At 64.4% G+C, this 21014-nt stretch carries 18 protein-coding genes; 7 read left to right on the forward strand and 11 right to left on the reverse strand.

The features are described 5' to 3' along the window. Positions 1 to 38 precede the first annotated feature (38 nt). Together JOF56_RS27160 and JOF56_RS27165 are read left to right on the forward strand one after the other, a co-directional pair. Complete coding sequence (locus JOF56_RS27160; protein WP_245378419.1) at positions 39 to 2228, forward strand: patatin-like phospholipase domain-containing protein; 2190 nt, start codon at positions 39 to 41, stop codon at positions 2226 to 2228. 171 nt (positions 2229 to 2399) lie between these two features. Further along, positions 2400 to 3398 carry a zinc-binding dehydrogenase gene (locus JOF56_RS27165; protein WP_307855276.1) on the forward strand — a complete coding sequence of 333 codons (999 nt, stop codon included), beginning with the start codon at positions 2400 to 2402 and terminating at the stop codon, positions 3396 to 3398. A 5-nt stretch (positions 3399 to 3403) separates the two neighbouring features. Here the strand turns inward: JOF56_RS27165 and JOF56_RS27170 are convergent, their stop codons facing one another. Next, positions 3404 to 3787 carry a hypothetical protein gene (locus tag JOF56_RS27170; protein WP_209642332.1) on the reverse strand — a complete coding sequence of 128 codons (384 nt, stop codon included), beginning with the start codon at positions 3785 to 3787 and terminating at the stop codon, positions 3404 to 3406. Between the two features lie 4 nt (positions 3788 to 3791). Between JOF56_RS27170 and JOF56_RS27175 the strand changes: the two genes are divergently transcribed. Next, entirely contained in the window at positions 3792 to 4250 is a 459-nt protein-coding gene (locus JOF56_RS27175) for a YczE/YyaS/YitT family protein (protein WP_209642333.1), read from the forward strand. Here the strand turns inward: JOF56_RS27175 and JOF56_RS27180 are convergent. Beyond that, entirely contained in the window at positions 4231 to 6063 is a 1833-nt protein-coding gene (locus tag JOF56_RS27180; RefSeq protein ID WP_209642334.1) for a sigma-70 family RNA polymerase sigma factor, read from the reverse strand. The genes JOF56_RS27175 and JOF56_RS27180 overlap by 20 nt on opposite strands. Next, positions 6060 to 6386, reverse strand: coding sequence for a YciI family protein (locus tag JOF56_RS27185; protein ID WP_209642335.1), 327 nt, complete (start codon positions 6384 to 6386; stop codon positions 6060 to 6062). The genes JOF56_RS27180 and JOF56_RS27185 overlap by 4 nt, the downstream gene beginning before the upstream one ends. A gap of 127 nt (positions 6387 to 6513) precedes the next feature. Between JOF56_RS27185 and JOF56_RS27190 the strand changes: the two genes are divergently transcribed. Beyond that, on the forward strand, positions 6514 to 6864 hold the full coding sequence (locus JOF56_RS27190) for a DUF1801 domain-containing protein (protein ID WP_209642336.1): 351 nt from the start codon (positions 6514 to 6516) through the stop codon (positions 6862 to 6864). Here the strand turns inward: JOF56_RS27190 and JOF56_RS27195 are convergent. After that, positions 6861 to 9647 carry an ATP-binding protein gene (locus JOF56_RS27195; protein ID WP_209642337.1) on the reverse strand — a complete coding sequence of 929 codons (2787 nt, stop codon included), beginning with the start codon at positions 9645 to 9647 and terminating at the stop codon, positions 6861 to 6863. The genes JOF56_RS27190 and JOF56_RS27195 overlap by 4 nt on opposite strands. A gap of 278 nt (positions 9648 to 9925) precedes the next feature. On the opposite strand from JOF56_RS27195, the gene JOF56_RS27200 reads away from it, so the two are divergent. Beyond that, positions 9926 to 10882, forward strand: a complete 957-nt coding sequence (locus JOF56_RS27200; RefSeq protein WP_209642338.1) for a RhiA family protein — start codon at positions 9926 to 9928, stop codon at positions 10880 to 10882. Positions 10883 to 10949: 67 nt separating this feature from the next. Here the strand turns inward: JOF56_RS27200 and JOF56_RS27205 are convergent, their stop codons facing one another. From JOF56_RS27205 to JOF56_RS27215, 3 genes are all read right to left on the reverse strand, one after another. After that, positions 10950 to 12131: an alpha/beta hydrolase gene (locus JOF56_RS27205; RefSeq protein ID WP_209642339.1), complete on the reverse strand. Its 1182-nt coding sequence runs from the start codon at positions 12129 to 12131 to the stop codon at positions 10950 to 10952. Positions 12132 to 12426: 295 nt separating this feature from the next. After that, positions 12427 to 12858, reverse strand: coding sequence for a DUF6194 family protein (locus tag JOF56_RS27210; protein ID WP_209642340.1), 432 nt, complete (start codon positions 12856 to 12858; stop codon positions 12427 to 12429). Positions 12859 to 12972: 114 nt separating this feature from the next. Beyond that, positions 12973 to 14082: an ANTAR domain-containing protein gene (locus JOF56_RS27215; RefSeq protein WP_209642341.1), complete on the reverse strand. Its 1110-nt coding sequence runs from the start codon at positions 14080 to 14082 to the stop codon at positions 12973 to 12975. Between the two features lie 301 nt (positions 14083 to 14383). Here JOF56_RS27215 and JOF56_RS27220 point away from each other — a divergent pair, with 301 nt between their 5' ends. Further along, positions 14384 to 16807 (forward strand): TIM-barrel domain-containing protein, encoded by a 2424-nt coding sequence (locus JOF56_RS27220; RefSeq protein ID WP_209642342.1) that lies wholly within the window; start codon positions 14384 to 14386, stop codon positions 16805 to 16807. 372 nt (positions 16808 to 17179) lie between these two features. On the opposite strand, the gene JOF56_RS27225 is transcribed toward JOF56_RS27220, so the two are convergent. The 3 genes from JOF56_RS27225 to JOF56_RS27235 are packed head-to-tail and all read right to left on the reverse strand — an operon-like array spanning position 17180 to position 19249. Further along, positions 17180 to 18241 (reverse strand): vWA domain-containing protein, encoded by a 1062-nt coding sequence (locus JOF56_RS27225; protein ID WP_209642343.1) that lies wholly within the window; start codon positions 18239 to 18241, stop codon positions 17180 to 17182. Continuing rightward, the gene (locus tag JOF56_RS27230; protein WP_209642344.1) at positions 18234 to 19064 is read right to left on the reverse strand and encodes an AAA family ATPase; all 831 of its coding nucleotides are present in this window, start codon (positions 19062 to 19064) and stop codon (positions 18234 to 18236) included. Before JOF56_RS27230 ends, JOF56_RS27225 begins: the two co-directional genes overlap by 8 nt. Next, positions 19061 to 19249: a hypothetical protein gene (locus JOF56_RS27235; protein ID WP_209642345.1), complete on the reverse strand. Its 189-nt coding sequence runs from the start codon at positions 19247 to 19249 to the stop codon at positions 19061 to 19063. The genes JOF56_RS27230 and JOF56_RS27235 overlap by 4 nt, the downstream gene beginning before the upstream one ends. Positions 19250 to 19352: 103 nt before the next feature. Here JOF56_RS27235 and JOF56_RS27240 point away from each other — a divergent pair, with 103 nt between their 5' ends. Next, positions 19353 to 20267 (forward strand): LysR family transcriptional regulator, encoded by a 915-nt coding sequence (locus JOF56_RS27240; RefSeq protein ID WP_209642346.1) that lies wholly within the window; start codon positions 19353 to 19355, stop codon positions 20265 to 20267. On the opposite strand, the gene JOF56_RS27245 is transcribed toward JOF56_RS27240, so the two are convergent. Continuing rightward, positions 20268 to 21008 (reverse strand): XdhC family protein, encoded by a 741-nt coding sequence (locus JOF56_RS27245; protein WP_209642347.1) that lies wholly within the window; start codon positions 21006 to 21008, stop codon positions 20268 to 20270. Between the last annotated feature and the right edge of the window lie 6 nt (positions 21009 to 21014).

Genomic DNA, 21014 nt, shown 5'->3' on the forward strand with positions numbered 1-21014 from the left:
TATAGGACTGCCGGAAAACGTTGGCGGGGGAGGCCCTGATGGATCCATGCATCACTGAGGTGATGGCGTACGGCGACGAACCGCGCCCCGGTCCGTCCGAAGATGACACACATTTGCGGTGGTCACCGGCTATGGCCGACCGTATGGCCAAGACCGAGCCGGACAAATATGCGGACTATCTGCGGCGCTCATGCGACCTGACGATGCGTGGCGGTACGACAAGCGGTGTCATCTATCCGTTGGCGGTCTGTGCGCTCGCTGAGCACTACATGTTCAGGTCCGTGGGTGGAGCGTCCGCGGGTGCGATTGGTGCGTCGGCGACGGCAGCCGCGGAGTACGGCCGGTACGCGGAACCCGTCGGGCCTATTGAAGGGGACAAGGTACGGCCCGGGTTCGCTGGGTTGGCGGGGTTGGTCATCTGGCTGGTGTCCGGCAAGGGGGACGCGCGCTGGCGTATGCCGCAGCTGTTTCAGCCGAAGGCGAGTCTGCACAAGCTTTTCCGGTTGATCGCGGCGCTCATGCAGGGGAAGGCGACGACCGGGCGGGTGCGTTTCACGTCAGTGCTTGTGGCCGTCGTGACCGCTGTGAAGCCGTTGGCAACCGTGACGCTGTTCCTGTCGCTGGCGTTGTGGTTGCTTGGGCCTTACTCGCTGCGGTGGGTGTTGCCGCCGGACGCGTGGGACGGTACACACTGGATAGTCGCGGCCGTGCTCGCGGCGGTCGCCCTGGTGGCCGCGGTGTGGACAGTCAAGGCGGTCGCGCCTCGGTTCGGCAGGATCACCTTTGTCCTGCTGATCCCCTTGGTGCTCGGGCTTTCCGGTTTGTTCCTCTACCGCTTGGATCTGTCGGCCTGGCTGGTGGGTGGCACGGTCGTGGTCACGGCCTGGCTGGTGCTGACCTTCGCGGTCGTAGCCGCCTTCGCGTTGATCTACGGTACGGCGTGCTGGCCGGTGATCATGAACTACCGCAAACACCGTTTCGGGCTGATACCAGGGGCCGAGGCCTACACCCCCAACGCACTGGACCGGTGGTCGGGGATGGCGAAGTCCACCGGCGTGCCGCCGCTGGCGACCTGGCTGGCCGACCGGATCGACGACCTGGCCGGGATCGACCACTCGCGTGCGTTGACGTTCGGCGACCTGTGGCACGGCCCCGGCCGGCCACGTGGTGGGTCCTTTGTGGAGGGCGGCGAGCGGGTGATCAACCTGGCGCTGATGACCACGGATCTGTCGGGAAGCCGGCCGTACCAGCTGCCGTTCCAGCCGGATGACCGCTGGCAGTTCTGCCCGGAGTGCCTCAAAGGCGTGGTGCCGGACCGGATCATCAAGCAGATGTGTGTGTCGGTGGTCGACGACGCGTCCTGCCGTGACCACAAGGTTTCCCTGCAGTGGCTGCCCGAACCGGCGGACATGCCGGTGGTGATGGCCGCGCGGATGAGCCTGCCGTTGCCCGCGTTGATCTGCCCGGTGCCGCTGTTCAAGGACGGCAGACCGCACTGGTTCTCAGACGGCGGTATTACCAGCAACTTCCCGATCCACTTCTTCGACTCACTGCTGCCACGCTGGCCCACCTTCGGGCTGAGCCTCTCCTCGGAAGATACAAAGATCAGGAAAGACCAGGAGGTGATCCTGCCCGACCAGGACGCCAGCACGGCCCAGCAGCCGTACACCGAGGTCGGCCCGTCGGTGCTGAGCTTCTTCGGCCGGATTCTGAACACATTCATGGACTGGCGCGACACAATGCAGTCCGCTCTGCCCGGATTCCGTGGACGCATCGCGACAATCCAGCAAGGCCCAGGCGAAGGCGGCACAAACCTGTTCATGCAACCCGAAGTCATCGCACGCCTGGCGCTACGAGGCCGCGACGCCGGAACCATGCTGAAGGAACGCTTCACAGCCCAGTTCCCAGACGAAGCCGAAGGCTTCACAAGGACAGACAGGTACCGCTGGATACGAATGAGGCTCGCATTGCGCGAGTACCGCGAGGTCGCCTTCCAAGCGGAAGCAAGGTCCTTGCTGTACAAGGAACGCGCCGCACGCTACCCAATCCCCGCGGAGATGAGCGCCTGGTTCCACGGTCCCCACAAGCCCCCCATGCCGGAGCCCTACACCCAAAAAATCGATGGCACCTTCGACCACATGATCTCCTTGGCCGGCAACGAACTGGCCGAAGAGTTCGACGGAACCTCCCCGGTGAACCCAGTCCTGCGACTCACACCCCTTGAATAGCCCGGAAATCCCAGTCTTGTGGGTCCCGGCTGTCAAGATAGCGACTCTGGGTGAGTATCAGGGGAGTCATCGTGACAGAACCGAGCGATGTGAGTCGGGAATGAAGCTGCGGGGGCTGCGCGTTGACCATCGCCGTTGGAGGTTCTGACCCCGGGAGAAAGCAGGCCCATGATGTCCTCGCCGACCACGATGCGTGCTGTCCGGCTCTCGGCCCCTGGTCCTGTGGCCAACTTGCGGCTGACCACGCTTCCACTTCCGCCTGAGCGGGACGGCTGGGTGCGCATCCGGGTCGAGGCGTTCGGCCTCAATCGCTCCGAGCTGAAGCTTCGGCTGGGTCTGAGTGAGGGGGTGAGTTTTCCCCGGGTGCCTGGTATCGAGGCGGCCGGCACTGTCGACGCGGCCCCGGTGGCCAGTGGGCTGGCTGTCGGGCAGAAGGTTGTCGCGATGATGGGGGACATGGGGCGCACCTACGACGGTGGCTACGCCGAGTACACGTCGGTGCCGCTGTCGCAGGTCATTCCCGTTGACACCGACCTGCCCTGGGAGGTGCTGGGTGCCCTGCCGGAGATGGTGCAGACCGCCTATGGCTCACTCACCGTCGGTTTGGACCTGAGGCCTGATCAGTCCGTGCTGATCCGCGGCGGAACCTCCTCTGTGGGCCTGGCCGCCGCCGCGCTCGCCATATGGCGTGGTGCCACGGTGCTGTCCACCACCCGGAGGCACGACCGTCTCACGTTGCTGAAGGAGCACGGCGTCCATCACCCCCTGCTCGATACCGGCGAGGTCGCGCCCGCCGTACGCGAGCTGTACCCGGACGGTGTCGACGCCGCCCTTGATCTCGTCGGCACGCCGACGCTGCAGGACACGCTACGCGCGGTGCGCGTGCACGGTACGGGCTGTTTTGGCGGCAGCCTCTCAAACCAGTGGACGGTGCGGGACTTCTCTCCGAACGAGTACCTGCCGAGGGGTGTGCGCCTGGCGGGCTACTTCGGCGACGCCGCCGACCTGCCTCGGGAGGCTTTCCAGGAGATCCTCGACGCGGTCGCCGCCGGCCGGCTGGCCTTTCCGGTGGACCGTGTCTACGAGGGCTTGGAGCAGGTGCCGCAGGCCCACGACGACATGGAGCACGACCGCGCCACCGGCAAGCTCGTCGTCCGTGTCCGGCATTAGCACCTTCAGGCCAGTGCGGCTGGTGGTGTGTCCGCTCTGCGTCCGGCTTGGACAACTGCCGATGCCGAAGCGATGCCTTTGATTCCTGCTGTCATGGCTTCCGCATCGTGTGAGTAGGGCAGGCGCACGAACCGTTCGAAGGCGCCGCCGATCCCGAAGCGCGGGCCCGCGGCCAGCGATACGCCGAACTGTGGTGCTACCGCTGCCAATGCTGAGCTGACGGGGGCAGGGAGTTGGGCCCACACGGAGAGGCCGCCCATTGATGGGCCGACAGTCCAGCCAGGCAGGTGCGTGGCGACCAGCGACAGCAACAGGTCACGGCGCTGCCTGAGGCCGGTCAGCCAGGCGGGCAGGATTTCGTCGATTTCACCCAGCATCTCGCTGCACACCGGCATGACCTTCGGCTGGGCGACGAACCTGACCTCGATCGTCGTCCTGCTGTGCTGGATTCCACTGAGGGAACTACCGGGACTCGGGACTTTCCTGAATGTTCTCCTGATCGGCACATCCGCGGATCTGGCAGCGCTTTTCCTGCACCCGCCAGGCACTTTCACCCAGCAGTTGCTTTTCTACTGCATCGGACTGGTGATGCTGACCTTCTCCGATGCCGTCTACTTGGGAGCGCGGTTCGGGGCCGGGCCTCGGGACGGCTTGATGACCGGCGCAGTGCGTGTCTCGGGCAAGCCCGTTTGGATGGTGCGCACCGTGATCGAAGTGATCGTGCTGACCATCGGCTGGATTCTGGGTGGCGTTGTCGGATTCGGCACCTTGCTGATCGCGTTGGCGATGGGGCCACTGGTGCAGCAGTTCCAGAGGTTCACGACAGTGAGGCTCAAGGGCGACGAGATTTGAGACGGCTGAGCGTGTAACCGGTGGCTTGTTTGAACAAATATTCCGCACGTTCGTAGGACAATCGGCGCTCCGGGCGCCGGCTGGTGCGGAACAGCGGGCCTGAAGTCCGGCCGTTCACCAGTTGTGGCAACAGCTTTGCGGTTTCGGAACGCCAACTGACCCAGGTGTTTCCAGCCCACGCACGGCGGTCCTCGAGGTCGAGATTCTCAACGTTGAGAGACAGCACCGTTTTCACGCCGGCTGAGGACTCGTACAGCATGTGCCAGAGGGTTCGCTCACGTAGTGGCAGGTCCTGGGCCCAGAGGGCTTCGAGCTCGGCTGGGCCGATCTGTTCGGTCACCACCTGGGTTTCGGGGCGTCGTTCGATTCCGGCGGCGAGGTCGTCCAATTCGGCCCAGTCGCCGAACGAGCGGATCGCCGCCCGGTGCCGGTTCCAGGTTTTGGGTGCCACGTCCTTCCACGCAAGAGTGAACACCCGGGTGATGTCTTGTGCCGTCAGCGAACTCAGAGGTATTTCAGAACCGAGAGTCCTGGCGACCCGATCGAGTGTTTGACTGTACGAACGGGCTGTCGCCGAACTGAACCCGGCCAGAAAGTCTTGTGTGGACTGTCCGAGAGTGACGCCGGCCGGGACTTCGATCTCTTCGGCACGGTGGAGCAGGAAGGCGCGCTCGGCGGCGTTCTTGGTCAATGCGGCTGCCCGGGCGAATTCCAGACGGGCCTCTTCGTAACGTTCGAGCTGCAGCAGGAGATCGCCGCGGACGCTCGGCAGCAAGTGGTAGTCACGCAGCGCGGGATCGTCGGTGAGCGAATCGACCAGGTCGAGTCCGGCCTGCGGGCTCTGGGCCTTGCCGACGGCCACCGCACGGTTGAGCTGCACGATTGCCGTGGGCATGAAGTGTGTCAGAGCTGTGTACAAAGCCGCGATCTGCGCCCAGTCGGTGTCTTGGGCTGTCCTTGCCTGCGCGTGACACACAGCGATGGCGGCCTGGAGCACGTACCTCCCTGGCCGTCCGCCGAGCTCGCGGGCACGCAACATTGCCTTGAAGCCACGGCGAATCAGCAGCTGGTCCCAACGGCCGCGATTCTGCTCGTGCAGCTGGATCGGCTCGCCGTGAGGGCCGGTGCGGGCGGCTTCGCGCGACGCCTGGATCTCCATCAATGCGATCAGGCCGTGGACTTCGGCCTCGTGCGGCGCCAGCTCGGCGAGCAATCGCCCCAGCCGCAACGCTTCCAGGCAGAGTCCCGGCCGCATGAGGTCGTCGCCGGATGTCGCCGAGTAGCCCTCGTTGAAGATCAGGTAGATCACGCCGAGCACCGAGGACAACCGCTCGTCCCCGGCGGGCAGGTCGAACGGGACGTTCTTCTCGGCGAGCGTGCGTTTGGCGGCCGTGATCCGTTGCGAGATCTGCTGTTCGGTGGTCAGGAACGCGCGTGCGATCTCCGCGGCGGTGAGGCCGCCGACGAGCCTGAGCGTCAGCGCGACCTGGGCTTCGGTCGGCAGCACGGGGTGGCATGACAGGAAGATCAGCCGCAGGACGTCGTCCTGCTCGGGTTCGTACTGCTCGCGGGCGAGTTCTTCGTGCTTGCGGTCCTGCATTCGGGCGCGCCGGATGTGGTCGATGGCGCGGCGCTTGGCCACGGCCATCAGCCAGGCGCCCGGATTGTCCGGGACGCCTGACTCAGGCCATTGCTCCAACGCCGCGACCAGGGCGTCCTGTGCGAGTTCCTCGGCCAGGCCGACGTCACGCACGATCCGCGTGACGCCGGCGATGATCTTGGCCGACTCCAGCCGCCAGACTGTCTCGATCATCCGAACACTTGGTGGATCCTGCTCTCACCGTCGCCGACGATCTTGCGGAACCGCCGGCACAGCTCCAGCGCCTCGTCCTTGTCGCGGGCCTCGATCAGCGCGAAGCCGCCGACGGACTCCTTGGACTCGGCGAACGGGCCGTCGACCACGGTGATGTCGTCGCCTGAAGACACCACCTTGGTGCCTGCCGGGTCGAGTCCGCCGGTGGCCAGCAGCACGCCGGACGCGGTGAGTTCTTCGACGAACTTGGCCATCTCGGTGAACAAGCGCTCGTCCGGGGCCGGGGTGTTCTCGTCGTTCATGGCGATCATCAGGTAGCGCATCGGCTTGCCTTTCTGCTGGGTGACACCCCGACGTCGGCCGAGTCCATGTGACAGGGAATGTACCCGTTCCCTGTCGTATCGCCGAGCCGACGCCTGGGCAAGTCACCCTCAGGAAAGGTCCTTCACCATGGCTACTGTCTCGGACTATGTCGCCGCCCTGCCCGCCGCGCAGCGCGAGATCGCTTCGAAACTCCTGCCGCTGATCAACGAGGTCCTGCCCGGCACCGACGCCGTCTGGCACGGTCACCCCGTCTGGAGCCTCGGACCCACGCCCGGCAAATCCCCGGTCTGCCTCATCAAGGCCTACCCCCGCCACGTCACCTTCGGCTTCTGGAAGGGGCAGGAGATCACCGACCCGTCCGGCCGCCTTGAACCGGGTGCCCGCGAAATGGCCTCGGTGAAGCTCGGTGCAATCGACGACATTGACGCGGAGCTTTTCACCGATTGGCTTCGTCAGGCTCGCGCGATCGAGGCTTAGGTCTTCGCGACCGTGGTCATGTGCACGGCGAGTTCGGTGCGGGAGCGCACTCCGAGTTTCCGGTAGGCGCGGCTGAGATGGGCCTCAACGGTCTTCTCACTGAGGAAGAGGCGTTCGGCGATCCGCCGGTTGGTCAGCCCGGTGGCCGCCAGGTGGGCCACCTGTCCTTCTGCGGGCGTGAACGCGTGCACGCCCGACCGCGGCCGGGCATCGCACAGCGCCAACCGGTCCACCAGGCCACGGGCTTGGCAATCCGACGCCAGTCCAGCCGCCTGCCGGATGGCCTGTGACCCGGCCTGATGATCTCCACACTCAGTATGTATGGCGCCCAGTTGAGCGAGTGTTCTAGCGAGTTCGAGCCGGGCGGGGCTGCGTTTGAGAAGGTCGACGGCCTCCTGCAGCAGCTCACGCGCCGCGTGGGAGGTACCGGCGAGTGCCGCGGCGCCTCTCAGTGCTGTCGCGATACGGCGCGGCACGCCGAAAGCCCGCGCCAGACGCAACTCCTCAGTGAGGATTTCGACCGCACGGTCACGTTCACCGAGACGCTGGACGGCATCGGCTGCCGAAAGGCGCCAGGGCACATCCAGCAGGCGAACGGCACCCCACTGCTGGTACAGGCGCCCACACAACATCGCATCGGCCAGCGCGGCGTTCACATTTCCTTGTGCCGCTCTGAGCCGGGTCCGGGCGCCGAGCAGCCACAGATGCAGGGCGGTACGAGGTTCCGCATTGCCGGACAGCACGCTGTTCTGCACGACCGCTTCGGCCTTGGCCAGTTGGGCATCCTCGATGAGCAGGTCCACGTCGGTCGCGTTCAGCGCCGGCAACGCGGCCTTCGGGCCGTGACTGCCCGCGACACCGAGGTCGACGTGCTCGCGTGCCTGTGCGAGATCGCCTCGGAGAAAAGCGATTCTGGCCAGGTACGCCCTGATCATCGGGACCGGAAACAGAAGTCCATTCTGGACGGATGCGGCCATGGTCAGGTTGAGGTGCTGTTCGGCTTCGTCCAGCCGGTCGGCCACGATGAGCACGTGCACCGCCGACCAGATCGCTGCCCGGTTCGGGGTGAGGAGGTCGCTGTTCAGGGCTCGCAGGGCCAGCGTGACAGCGGCATCGGCCGGTCCGCCGGAGAAGACCGTCTCCGCCGCCTGGTGAGCGTCCGCGACGGCGGACGGCCGACTCTGGAATGACGCGAGCTGTTCCAGCAGCCGGGTTCTGCCGCCCAGATCGTTGCGGGCGATACCGATCAATTCGCCTTCCAACTCGGCCGCCAGTTCGGCGTTCTGTCCGGGCGGCAGTTCAGCGAGAGCCTGCGTCAGCAGGATGGCCGCTTCTTTCGGCGCGCCACAGACGTTGCGGAATCGAGCCAGACTGTAGGCACACAGCGCGCGTTGGGCCGGAGAGCCGGCTGTCTCCCACGCCTCTCGCAGATGTGTCTCGGCGTCGACGAGTGCGTACTGGCGGGCTTCGCATATGCCGAGCAGCCTGCTCACTTCGGAGCGCATCGGTGGCGGCGGTGGCTCGTTTCTTGCTCGTAGCAAGTATGCCGTCGCACCACTGGGTGAACCACGCTTTCTCGCCTGGGTTGCTGCGGCCAGCAATACATTGACTCGGTCGGGATTCGCGTCAGGCGTGGTACGCAATAAATGTGAGGCCACTCGGGCGACTGGCTCACCTGCTTCCCGCAGCACGGCCGCCGCCCGCTCATGCTCGGCACTGCGCTCGGCAAGAGGGATCAACGACAGTACGACGTCCCGGACGACCGCGTGCACGAATGCCGGTGGGTCGTCGTGATCGAAGATGCCATGGCGGGTAAGACGCTCCGCCGCGGCGGCGGCTGCCAGCGGTGTCAGGCCGGACTGGCGAGCGACCAGCGCGAGATCTGTGTCATCACCGAGCACGGCGACCGCCCGAGCGACCTGCTGTATGCCGGACGGCTCGCGCCGCAACCTGGCGATCACGTGGCGGCGCAAGGCATCTGGCCCTGTCGACTTGACGGTCGCCGCTGCGGCGGCATCCGGGCGAATGCCGTTGGCGGCCAGGGCGCGCAGCAATTCCCGTACGAAAAGCGGATTGCCTGCGGTCACGGCATGGCAGGCGGCGCAGAACTCGTCGGCCGCGTCCTGTCCGAGCGCTTGCCTGACCAGGCCGGCGACTGCGGCCGTACTGAGCTCCTTGGGTTCCAGCAATGTCACGTCGCCGGCTGCCAGGATGTCGTCGAGCAGACCTTCGTCGTCGTGCGGCCCCGTCCGGCTGGCGATGATCATCGTCACCGCGACCGAGTCGAGCCGCCTGGCCAGGAATCCCAGGAACCGCAACGACGGCAGGTCGGCCCACTGCGCGTCGTCGACCACCAGGACCAGCGGTGCTATCTCCGAAAGGCCGGCCAGCAACCAGTACAGGCCGTTCAGCAGCGGGAACAGGGAACTCGGCAGGTCGTCAGGACTGCTGTCGCTGTCGGCGGTGGCGAACAGGCGCTCGGTGGGTCGCGCCGCGCCGGTGAACAGCTTTTCCCGTGCCGCAACGTCTTTCGGCAATACCGACTCGAAAAGCTGGCGCACCACACCGAACGTGAAGTCCCGCTCCAGCTCTGCGCCGCGCGCCGTCAGGACTCCCAGCCCCAATGCCGGTGTACGGCTACGCGCCACCCGTAACAGCGTCGTTTTGCCCAGGCCGGCGGGAGCCTCCACGAGGACGATACCACCGTGGCCCTCAGCCAGTCTCTCCAGCGATTGATGCAGAGCGCTGACCTCCGCGGCACGCTCCAGCAATGGTTCTGTCACCTGACGGCTCCCCCGAATGTCTCAACCAAGTCCCCACTTGGTGATCCGATGGCACCACTCAGGGTGCGCCGGATGGAAAAGATCCCATTGAAGGTTACACAATCGGCGGGCTGTAGTCCATGGTGTCCCGGCATGATCGGCAATGTGGAATGAGGGACTCGTAGGGGTTTCCCTAATATACCCGGCCGGGTGTATCGGCCTAATGTCGTTCTCGTGGCGAGCGGAACCGGATTCCCGCCACGACAACAATTATTTCATCACACCGGGAGTGCTGTCTTATGGCGGGTACCGAATACACCCTGCGCGTCGTCAACAAGTCGACCAATTTCGTGGACATGTGCATGTATCAGGAGGACCCGAACCTCGGGGTTCCGAATGCCATGTCGCTGGCCTGGTTCTCGAAGCCGGCCTACCCCTCCACGACCGTGGTGTTCAAATGGACCATCGACTACTCGTTCGTCTGGTCGGAGACGGGGCAACTGCTGCCCGGCGTCTACTTCGACGCGTCCCAGACCTGGCCCGCGGATCCCAGCATCGTGAAGACCGGCACCGCCGAGACGCCCGGCAACCAGATCGGGTTCTCGCAGCCGTCCCGCGGCGCCTACACGTTCACGAGCACGCCCACCAACAACGCGCAGGTGGGATCGCTGTACATCAAGGAGGACGGCACCATCCCGCTCAAGCAGGCCAGCGTCGGCATCGGCATGTCCGGGGCCGGTACCTTCGCGGTCCAGTCCCAGCCGAACCTCAACCTGACGTTCACGCCACACCCCAAGTACTACCTGGCGGCCGGCTCCTTCGCCCAGGGTGAGGTGCTCGACATCGGTTCCATCACCAATCCGGTGAACATCCAGTTCCCGCCGGGGATCTTCTCGCGGACCGCGACTCTCAGCGCGGAGAACAAGTGGTCGGTCGACAACACCTCAAGCGTGAACGCATCGGACCACAGGGACGACATCATCGCCCTGCGCGAGAAGATGACGTTCTCCCGCGTGAATCCGACCGGGCAGTACACCGATGTGCGGGTCACCCCCATTCAAGGTGGTCCTGGCGACCTGACCAACGGTACCGGCACCTACTCCAACGGTATTTTCTCGGCCGGAATGTTCGGTTCGAGAGACCTCCCCCGGGTGGGTGACTTCTACAATATCACCGGATACGAAGGCGGTGAATTGCGCGAGTTCTCAGCGGCCAGGTGCACGCATTCCGGCCCGACGAGCGACTTCAAGGTGTGAGCCTGTCGCACCACGAAAACCGTCGGACGGGACCGCATGTCCCGTCCGGCGGTTTGTTTTCGAACAATCAGCAGGCGATGTCTGTGGCGGGGCGGGTGCCGTCAACGAGGAATTTCGTGACGGTGGCGTCTCCGCAAGCGTTTCCGTTGACCAGATAGGCGCCGTGGCCGCCGGTGTTGACGGAGACAAGGCGGACGCGGTGGCCGAAGGCTTCACGCATCCTGACGCCCGCGAAGTGCGGGGTGGCGGGGTCACGCATGGTTTGGATCATCAGAATGTTCGAAGGGCCGGCGGGGGTGACGCGGGTCGGCTGCTCGATGGGCTGGGTCGGCCAGAACGCGCAAGCCGTGATGTTGGCGGGCATTCCGCCGGTGAGCGGGAAGGCAACGCGGTTCTGAGCGACAGCGCGAGCGTAGTGGTCGACCGACTTCGGCCAGGAGACATCGTTGCAGCCGACGGCGGTCAGCACGGCGTACGTGTTCTTGTACTGGTCCGGCGGCGGGACGGGAATGGTGGGCAGCGGGTCGCCGGCCCGGGCCGCGCGCATGTACTCGGCCAGCAGCGGGAAGGTGGAGTTGTTGTAGATAGCGCTGAACATACCGGCGCGCAATGCATTCGGCGGGAGCGAAGGACTGTCGGCGTGCGCTAGGAATGTGGCACGCACGGCGGCGGGAGTGGCGCCGAGGCCATAGGTTGCGTCACGTTCTGCAGCCCACGCGGCGAAATCGGGGAATCGGTCTTCGGCGCCGACGGCGAAGTTCTTGACCCAACCGTAGGCGACGCGTTGTGGGTCTGGATCGTCGCTGCTGTCGAGGACAACACGATCTGTGCGGCCCGGGAACATCGTGGCGTACACAGCACCCGCGTAGGTTCCGTATGACACGCCCCAGTAAGAGATCTGACGCTCGCCGAGAGCGCGGCGAATCTGGTCGATGTCGCGGGCTTCGTTGCGGGTGGTGAGGTGACGGATGAGTTCGCCGCCATTCTCGTTGCACGCCTTGGCGACGCGGCGGGCTTTGTTGATGTTCTCGGAAATGTCGCCACCCGGTCCGGGCCATGCCATGAACCCGTTCGGGTCAAGGTCCCGAGGCTCGAGCTTGCAGTCGAGCGGTGTGCTTTGCCCGACGCCACGTGGGTCAAAACCAATAAGGTCGTAGCGGTCCTTGACTTCCTGCGGCAGCCGCGCGCCCAGGGTGGCCGGTCGGTACAGGCCCGAATTGCCGGGGCCACCCGGAATCAGCAGCAGCACGCCTCTGCGTAACTCGGGCTTCGCGGTTCTGATCCGGGACACGGCCAGCGAAATCCGCTGGCCGTGACCCTTCTGATAATCCAGCGGTACTTCGATCGTGGTGCATTCCTGGACCGGCGCACCGGCACAGGACGCCCACACCGGCGCTGTCTCAGCGGAGGCGGAGGCGGCGGCAGGAATGGAGATTCCAGCGATGGCGACTGCGGTGACGAGTGTTTTTCGCATGCCATAAGCATTGTGGGCTCAGCTCAGCCGAACCATCCGGTCCGCACGAGACAAGGTGGTAGGGCTGTCCCTACTGTCCACTATGGCCGGACGTGCGGGCCTGATGGTTGTTGTACTTGCGCACGCCGAACTGGTACGCCTCGGCCATCAGTGGCCGGATAACGCTGATATCAGTGGGATTCACGACGCAGACCCAGTACTGCCCGCCGTAGACCGGATGGCGCATGACAACGTCCCGTGCGGCGTAGTCGATCTCGCCCTCCTGCTGGAACCGCGCGGTGAACGTGGCCTTGGTCAGCCCGATGTTGAGCCGGTAGGTCCCCGGCTCGTCCAGCCGGGAGAAGTCGTCGTGGCGATCGCCGGTCACGATCGTGACGAACGGCATCTGTCGTTCGGGTGGGAGATCGCTGTGCGGGTCATAGAGGTAGTACGTGTCTCCCTCGTGCTCCAATGCCCGCACTCCGTCGAAGGTGATCTGGCCCTTCAGTTCCTCGAGATCCATACCTTCAAGTGTCTCATTGAAGCTGCGATTGGCACTTTTCCCGGGAAAGCATCGAGCTTGCGGTGAAAAGCCTCAAAGCGGTGTTCTGCCCGAACGGACCGGGAGACGCGGCTGTCACTTGGCGTGCTGGTGGATGTACTCCAGGGCGTCGAGCACGATCGTCCGTTGGTGCCAGTCCAGCCAGATCGCCAGTTCCTTGGCGTCCCGGTCGAGTTGCAGGGTCTGCTTCTCGGTGGGTGTCCTGCCGGTGCGGGAGTCGTGCGTGGAGACCATGCCGACGCAGCGGCCGTCCGGGGTGAGCAGTGGCGTGCTCTGGAGCGAGCGGATTCCCACGTCCAGGACCATTTTCCCGGAGCTGGTGCCGACAAGGGTCGGATCGGTGGCCACATCGGGCACGACCACGCGGGATTTGAGCTGCAGGGCGAGCGCGCACGGGGTGCTCGAATCGCTGACGACGGCGAAGAAGTCGATGAACTCGGGTGGCAGACCGCGGTGCTGTTCCAGTCGCAGCGCGTTGGGGCCGTCGAGAAGCTGCAGGTCACCCGTGGTGGTGTCCATCAGATCGATGGTCTTCTCCAGGAAGGTGGCCAGTACAGCGGTGCGGTTGTGCTGCTTGTCGAACGGCTGGAAGCTCAGTGGTGGTGCCGGCCGACGGACCCGCCCGGGGAACCATTCCTCGACCGACCGAGGCGGGGGAGCTGCGAGCAGCGCGCCGGCCAGGGTGTGCAGCTTGAGGTTGTGGCGCTGCGCGCTCTCGCGCAGCAGCACGAACGCCTTGTCCACATCGGACATCTGATAGCGGCCTTGCAGCAGGCCCAGGGCTCTGGCGATCATCGGTCTTGTCCGCAACGCGGCACGCAGGCCGTAGATCTCCTGGCGCAGTTCGGCTATCTCCGGTGTGGTGCGGCAGGCCGCGATCGCCCCGACGACGCTGTCGTACACGGCCAGCTCACCGGGGCTGGACGTGAGGTCCAGGATCTTGCGGATGTGCGGAGCCGGGGCAACGGTCAGCAGGCTGCGCAACTTGGTCTGCTCGATCAGCACGCGTACGCCCGAGGTCGACAGCAACGTGAGTTCGCCCAGGTCGACAACGATATGGATGACGTCTTCGGGGATCTTGGTGTTGAGGTAGTCGGCGAACTGGTCGCTGTTGGACGCGTCGATCGCGTCGCGGACTCGCAGAACGACGATGCCATCCGGGTACGGTTCGTCTGATATATCCAAGATTGACGAGGTTTGCGCCACAACGCGCTCCTTTGTTTTCACGCACGACAAGGAGGCGTCGGGGATTGCCGCGCTGCTGGACGCACGCCGACAGATATCACCATAGTGCATCTGCACTAGAGGGTTTGGTGTCCGCCGGATGGGCGATCCTGGCGCTGACCGAGGTGTCCTTGGAGTTCTCGCGGGTCTCGCTTTGTGGGAGTTGGATGATGGGATGGTCCGCCCGATTGTTGCCTCCATGACCGTTTGCCGGTATACATCGGAGGTGTAGCCGCCGCACCCGGCTTACTGGGAGAGGATCATGCGTAGGGTGCTGGCTGTAGTGGCGCTGATCGCGGCCGGCCTGCCGGTCACGGCGGCGGAAGCGTCACCTGGATTACGCTGGAGCGTGGACGATTCGCCGTTCCGGCTGGAGTTCTTCGACGGCCCTCGTCGGTTGATCAGTCAAGCCGCTGGGGACACGGCCGGTCCCAGTGGTCGGATGGCTTATCAGGTTGCCGACGGCTCGACTCACCGGCTCACCAATCTGGTGTCCAGCAAACGCGACCGCGGCGCCACGATCTACACCGTGGCCACGGACGAGGCGGCGCGGACAGCGAAGGTCATTGTCCGGTCGTCCCAGCGCGGACTGCGCGTGGAGTGGCGCTTCGAGCCCTCGGCAGGAGTAACTCAGGTCTACGAGGCGCTCACCGGGGATGACGCCGAGCATTTCCTGGGTGGTGGGTCGAACTTCATCTTCACGGATCTGCGGCACCGGACGTTGCTGAACAAGGCGTACTTCACGGGTGCCTCCACTTTGGGGCGATGCAACAAGAGCGGCGCGCCCAGCCCGTTCTTCCTCAGTTCGCGCGGATATGCGGTGTTCCCGGACACCGCGGCGATCGGCAGGCTGGCGTTTCCGAACGCGGTGGACGATCCGCCGCATTGTTCGACGACTCCGCCGCCGTGTCCCGTTGTGCTGGGGCAGCCGGACCGGACTCAGCTGTGTTTCAAGACCGACCGGCTGGACTACGAGATCTATGCGGGCGGTCCGTCCGAAGTGGTGCGTGCCTACAGTGCCAAGGCCGGATATCCGACTTTGCCGCCTCCACGGCAGTTCGCTTTGACTCATTGGCGTGACACGGTGGCGGATCAGGCCACTGTTGTCGATGACGTCGGGCAGTTGCTGGATCGGGGGATTCCGCTGGCGACCGAATGGATCGACAACCCTTGGGAGACTTCGACCAAGCTGCCCAGTGAGGCGCAGAACAGCCGGTACGCGTGCAACGGGACGTTGACTTTCGACACCGCGCAGTTCCCCGATCCGGCGAAGATGGTCGCTGATCTCCGGGCTCGGGGCGTGCATCTCGGGATCTGGGTTTCACCACATGTTCGGACAGTCGCGGCTGAACGGCCCTGCCCGGTGACCGACTATCCGTCCGGGTCGTTCATTCAGACCGACCGGACCGATCCTTTGCAGCTCGATCTCACCAATCCCGCGACCCGTGCGCACTTCGAGGCCAAGCTGGAGAAGCTCTTCTCGCTGGGGATCGACATGGTGAAGGGCGACCGCGGGGAGGAGTTCGAACTCGAGGACGCTACTTTTGCCGGCGGGCCGGGGACGCTGCTGATGAACACAAACCCTGTTCGGTATGCGCAGTCTACGGCAGATGTACTTCGTAAGCTTTACGGCGACAAATACACCATGTTGTGGCGTGGTGGGTACACCGGGATGCCGTCCATTGTGAACGGTGTCTGGGGTGGGGATCCGCAGGCTACTTATGATGGTTTGAGGTTGTCGGTTCGTCGCGGGCTCAATTCGTGGCTGGCTGGGCATCCTGCTTGGGGTACCGATACTGGAGGCTTCAACGGCGGTGGGACCGGGGCTCCTAGTCCGACTTTGTTCACTCGGTGGGCTCAGTTCTCTGCCGTGTCACCGGTTTTCGAGGTTGGTGGGGCTGGGCGCAACGCCACTCCTTGGCGCTACGACGACAAAACCGTTGCGCGGTTCAGGGACCAGGTGTTGTTGCATTACGCGCTCTACCCTTATCTCTATGGGCTTGCCCAGCAGGCCGCTCGCACCGGTGAGCCGATTGTCCGGCCGATGGCTTTCAACTATCCGTCCGATGAACAGGCCTGGACCGCTGACCAGCACATGCTGATCGGACGGGATTTGCTGGCTGTTCCGGTTACGGCTGACCGGAATGAAGCTGACGCCGCTGCGGGGGTTCCTACTCCGGTTGAGGTCTATCTTCCTGCCGGGAAGTGGATCGACTTGCATACCGGAGCGATGCTGGACAGTGGGCGGCATACTGTCATGTCTACTTTGGATGATTTTCCGCTTTATCTCCGGGCTGGTGCGGCTATCGGCTTCAACCAGCGGATCGACGGAGTTTGGCCGCAGCCTTGGGGATTGAACGACCTTGACCGTACCGATCGGTCCGGGTGGACTTACGCTCCCGGGGCCGGGCTTACTCACGCTACCAGTCCTACCGGTGGGACTTTTGTCGCTCATAGCGGGTACGGGGTGACCAACATGGTTGTTTCTGGCGCTCCTGCCGAGACTCAGATCATGATTGCCGGGCAGGGTAAGCCTTCTCGGGTTTTGGTGGATGGGCGTCCGGTTGCCGAGACTGTCGGTCCGTTGGCTGATGTCTCCGTTGGGTGGAGTGTGAAGGCGAACCCCTTTGGCGGGATTCTCGTCAAACTTCGCGGCGGGACTCATGGTGTGACTGTCGTGCACTGAGTTTGCTGTCACTGGGTGAGGCCGGGTCTTTGGTGAGATCCGGCCTCACTCGATACTGTTCCTACTGTGGATCTGATCTCTCGCTTGTGATTGCCGGGCTATGCCTTGGTGGCTGGTGCGCGGTTCGATTTGACACGGGAACCCCTGAGGCGGCCGCGCCAGGACTAAAGGGCAGGCCCAATGATTAGGGTTGGGTTCTCGGCCAAAGCCAAGTGGGGCCTGCCGCGCCGACGAGCTTAAGGCCGCCTCCACCCCGTGTAAAATCGAACCGCGCCAAGGCTTTGAGTCACTCTCTGGCAAGGAGTTCCTACCCGCCTGGGTGTCCATCACGCCAGGTCGAACTTTCGGCAAGCCTGATTCGCTGTAAGGGTTTCAGGTGCTGACGGACCTTATCGCTGTGGCCAGCTCGTCCAAGGTTGGTGCAGTCAGGAGGGTGTCGATGTGCGGGGTGGCGATCATGAGGCCTAGGGGGCGGGCTTCGGTGATGTGGTGCGGGTTGATCCAGATGATTCTGTGGGATAGGCGGGAGAGGCGTTCGATGGCCTGGGTGAGTGTTTCGGGGGAGCCGCGGTCCAGGCCGTCGGAGCAGATCATGACTACGCTTCCTCGGCAGACTCTGCCCCAGGTTCGGAGGAGGTTGGTCATGCAGTGGCCTATTCGGGTGCCGCCGTCCCAGTCTGTGACTTGGTGGGCGGCTTGCTGAAGGGCTGTGTCTGGGTTGCGGTGGCGGAGTTGGTGGGTGATGCGGGCCAGGCGCGTTCCGAAGCAGAAGATCTCGACTTTGTCCGCGGATCTTTTTGCGGCGTGGGCGAACTGCAGCAGTGCGCGTGAATAGTCTGCCATTGAGCCGGAAACGTCCAGGATCAGGACGACTGGTCGTGGTCTGGTTCGGCGTTGCTTGTGCAGCAGCCGGACTGGGTCTCCGGTGGTTCGCATGGTGGCGCGGATTGTTTGACGTATGTCCAGGTGGCCTGTGTGGGTTGGTTCGGTTCGGCGGGTTCGGCGGTTTGGGGGGATGAGTTGGATTCGGCGTAGCTTTGCCAGCTCTTGGTCGGTGCACGCGGAGAGTTCTTTGGATCGTAGAACCTCTACTGTGGACGCCATCAGGCCGAGCAGTGCTTCTTCGCGTTCCTGGCCTGGTTCGGTTTCGGGGATGTCGAAGGTTGTTTCGACACCTTCCGCCGCTGTCTTGAGTTTCATGAGCTCGGTTGCCGGGTTGGTCGGGTTCAGGAAGAAATCGCGGAAGACCTGGTTGTAGACGGGGATGTCTTCTCTTCGGGTCACCAGTGTTGTCCGGCCGGCCCAATAGAGGTCCTGCAGGTCGGTTGGGGCCAGGCGGTCCAGGGCGGCGGTGAAGGTGAGGAGGTCTCCCGTTCCGACTGTCAGGCCTGCCGAACGCAGACTCTGTCCGAAGTGGACCAGATTGCTAAGCATCGTGCAGGGAGGCTCGGGCTAGGTCCAGGTCGTCGCGCTCCTTGATTACCGCGCCGAGGGTCAGGTCCAGGACGTCTGGGGTGAGCGATGTCTGGCCTAGCAGGGTCAGTGTTCTTGCCCAGTCGATGGTTTCCGCTACGCCTGGTGGTTTGGCCAGGTCGAGCTTGCGCAGGCGAGTTACCGCTTCGACTACCTTGCGTGTCAACGATTCAGCGATGTCGGGTTGCCTCAACAGGACGATCTCGATTTCACGTTCGGCTGACGGGTAGTCGATCCAGTGGTACATGCATCGGCGCTTGAGGGCGTCGTGCAGTTCACGGGTCCTGTTGGAGGTGAGGACGACCAGGGGTGGCTTGTCTGCTTTGATCGTGCCGATTTCGGGGATGGTCACCTGGAAGTCGGACAGTACTTCCAGCAGGAATGCCTCGAACTCGTCGTCTGCCCGGTCTATCTCGTCGATCAGCAGGACTGCTCGGTCGCCGGCGCGTACGGCGTGCAACAGCGGCCTTTCCAGTAGGAATTCAGGGCCGAAGACCGCTTTGACCTCGGTTGCCTGGCGCATGTAGAGCAGTTGGCGGGCGTAATCCCACTCGTACAATGCCTGGTTTGTGTCGATGCCTTCGTGGCATTGGAGGCGGATCAGGTCCCGGCCCAGCACTGTCGCGAGGACCTTGGCTATCTCGGTCTTGCCTACGCCGACTTCGCCCTCCAGGAGCAACGGCCGGTTCAGCGACAGTGCCACGAAGGTGGCCGTGGCCAGGCCGCGGTCGGCCAGGTAGCCGCCGCCGCGCAGTTTTCCGGTCAGGTCATCGACCGAGTTCATTGCCGCGCTTGCTCGGTGCGATATTTGCCCTCGCGTTCGAGCCTGGCTCGCCAGGCTGCGCGCAGGTCGTCGTCCACCGGTTCGTCGCCGATGTGGCGCATCGCCTTGCAGGATCGTCCGCTGGAAACCACGTCTGTGCTGTCCTGCTCGTGTGCGCGCCAGATGTCTCGCAGCACTTCCTCCATCCTGCGGATGTTAGGCCGGTGCGCGGCCGGTTGCGTCAGTCGCTTAAGCATTCCCTTAACGAGCGACTCCGCCGACCGGCCTAACGCCGTAGCATCCTTGTGTATGACGCTCACCCAGCTCGGTACGTTCGTGCTGGTGGCCCGGCTCGGTTCGGTGAAGGCCGCGGCCGACGCCCTCGGTGTGAGCGAACCCGCGGTTTCCCAGGCGTTGAGCTCCCTGCGGCAGCAGTTCGATGATCAGCTCATTGTCCGGTCGGGGCAGGCCATGCAGCTCACACCGGCCGGTGGGCGATTGCTTCCGATTGCCTCGAAGCTGGTCTCATTGGGCGCTGACGCGCAGGCAGCCGTTCGGAGCGGTCTCGGTGCACCTGAGGAATTGCGCGTGGTCGCATCGAGCACAATCGTCGAGTTCGTGACGCCGCCATTGCTCGAGGCGTTCACGTCCCGCGACATCACCTCCAGTGCGGGCGTGGCCGCCAGCGACGAACTGGCAGTGCTGGTGGCGAACCGGTTCGCGGATGTCGCGATCGGCCCTGATCTGGGCGGCGACATGGAGCTCGTCAGCGAACCGATCTTCCGGACCCACCTGATAGTCGTCACGGGCGGACCGGTCCGTAATCCCAACTGGCTTGTCGGGCCTTCGGGCACCGATCCGGGAAGTGACTGCGCACGACTGCTGAGCCGGATGAACGTCGACGACACCCGAATCCGCGTCTACCCGAGCCAGACCGCTGCCTGGGCGGCCGCTGCTGATGGTGCGGGCATTGCTCCGGCGCCCGCTCATCTTGTCCACGCTCAGATCCGTCGCGGTGAACTCCGCGCGGTGCAAACGCCCGTCACGCCCATGGACACGACCTGGTACGCCACCACACTCTCCCCGGAACGCCGATCCGCCGCAGCCGAGTCATTCCTGCAGTTCTTGCATGGTGCGGCGGCAATGCGGGTCATGCGTGAACCCGGCTCCGGCCTTCCGCCCGCGAAGTTCCGGCCGCCGGTCTACGTGACCTTGTGGAGTTGATCAGACCGGGTGGCAGTGGTCGATGACCGGGGGTGCGACGGTGATTGCCGGGTGTTCGGTGAGCAGTTCGGCGTAGATGGAAAGAGCGATCTCAGAGGGTGTGCGCGCACCGATGTCGAGGCCTGCGGGGGTGTGCACGCGGTGGCGTTGGTCGTCGGTGATGTCCATGGATTCGAGGACCGCGCGGCCTCGGCGAGGGCTGGCGACGAGACCGATGTACGAGACGTTGGCGTGCAAGGCGGCGAGCAAAGGTTCGGTTTCGTCGTGGCCATGGGAGGCGACGATCAGAGCTGTGAGGTCGGTGGGGACTTCCGCGGTTGACGAAACTTGCTGGACGTCGTGGCCAAGTGCCCTGCCGACCTTTACGAGTGCACGGGCGACCGGAGCGTCACCGAGTACGTACACCAGCTTGGGTGGCAGCACGGCTTCGAGGAAGATATCCAGCGAACCGCCTGACAGACATGGGTTTCCGACCGTGACCAGGCCCTCGGTGACTGTCTCGGCGCAAGCGGTCGGAGTGATTCGCAACAGGGTCGATTCGCCGGATTGGAGCAGGCGCATGCCCTGGGTGCGCACTGTTGATTCCGCGCAGCTGCCGCCGACGAAACCCTCCATTGATCCGTCGGCCAGTACGACCGCGCGATCGCCTGGCTTCGCGCTGGTCGGGCGTTCGGCCCGGACGACTGTCGCCACCACGAACGGGGTGCGGCCGGAGCGCAATGTGTCCACCCGGTCGAACATTGACCG

This window comes from Kibdelosporangium banguiense (assembly GCF_017876405.1).
In the GTDB taxonomy this organism is placed as follows: domain Bacteria; phylum Actinomycetota; class Actinomycetes; order Mycobacteriales; family Pseudonocardiaceae; genus Kibdelosporangium; species Kibdelosporangium banguiense.

Bases quoted from the DNA above. Each gene is read 5' to 3' on its own strand.
- JOF56_RS27160 (WP_245378419.1), top strand. From the start codon at position 39: ATGGATCCATGCATCACTGAGGTGATGGCGTACGGCGACGAACCGCGC.
- JOF56_RS27165 (WP_307855276.1), top strand. From the start codon at position 2,400: ATGTCCTCGCCGACCACGATGCGTGCTGTCCGGCTCTCGGCCCCTGGT.
- JOF56_RS27175 (WP_209642333.1), top strand. From the start codon at position 3,792: ATGACCTTCGGCTGGGCGACGAACCTGACCTCGATCGTCGTCCTGCTG.
- JOF56_RS27180 (WP_209642334.1), bottom strand. From the start codon at position 6,063: ATGATCGAGACAGTCTGGCGGCTGGAGTCGGCCAAGATCATCGCCGGC.
- JOF56_RS27185 (WP_209642335.1), bottom strand. From the start codon at position 6,386: ATGCGCTACCTGATGATCGCCATGAACGACGAGAACACCCCGGCCCCG.
- JOF56_RS27190 (WP_209642336.1), top strand. From the start codon at position 6,514: ATGGCTACTGTCTCGGACTATGTCGCCGCCCTGCCCGCCGCGCAGCGC.
- JOF56_RS27200 (WP_209642338.1), top strand. From the start codon at position 9,926: ATGGCGGGTACCGAATACACCCTGCGCGTCGTCAACAAGTCGACCAAT.
- JOF56_RS27210 (WP_209642340.1), bottom strand. From the start codon at position 12,858: ATGGATCTCGAGGAACTGAAGGGCCAGATCACCTTCGACGGAGTGCGG.
- JOF56_RS27220 (WP_209642342.1), top strand. From the start codon at position 14,384: ATGCGTAGGGTGCTGGCTGTAGTGGCGCTGATCGCGGCCGGCCTGCCG.
- JOF56_RS27225 (WP_209642343.1), bottom strand. From the start codon at position 18,241: ATGCTTAGCAATCTGGTCCACTTCGGACAGAGTCTGCGTTCGGCAGGC.
- JOF56_RS27230 (WP_209642344.1), bottom strand. From the start codon at position 19,064: ATGAACTCGGTCGATGACCTGACCGGAAAACTGCGCGGCGGCGGCTAC.
- JOF56_RS27235 (WP_209642345.1), bottom strand. From the start codon at position 19,249: ATGGAGGAAGTGCTGCGAGACATCTGGCGCGCACACGAGCAGGACAGC.
- JOF56_RS27240 (WP_209642346.1), top strand. From the start codon at position 19,353: ATGACGCTCACCCAGCTCGGTACGTTCGTGCTGGTGGCCCGGCTCGGT.
- JOF56_RS27245 (WP_209642347.1), bottom strand. From the start codon at position 21,008: ATGTTCGACCGGGTGGACACATTGCGCTCCGGCCGCACCCCGTTCGTG.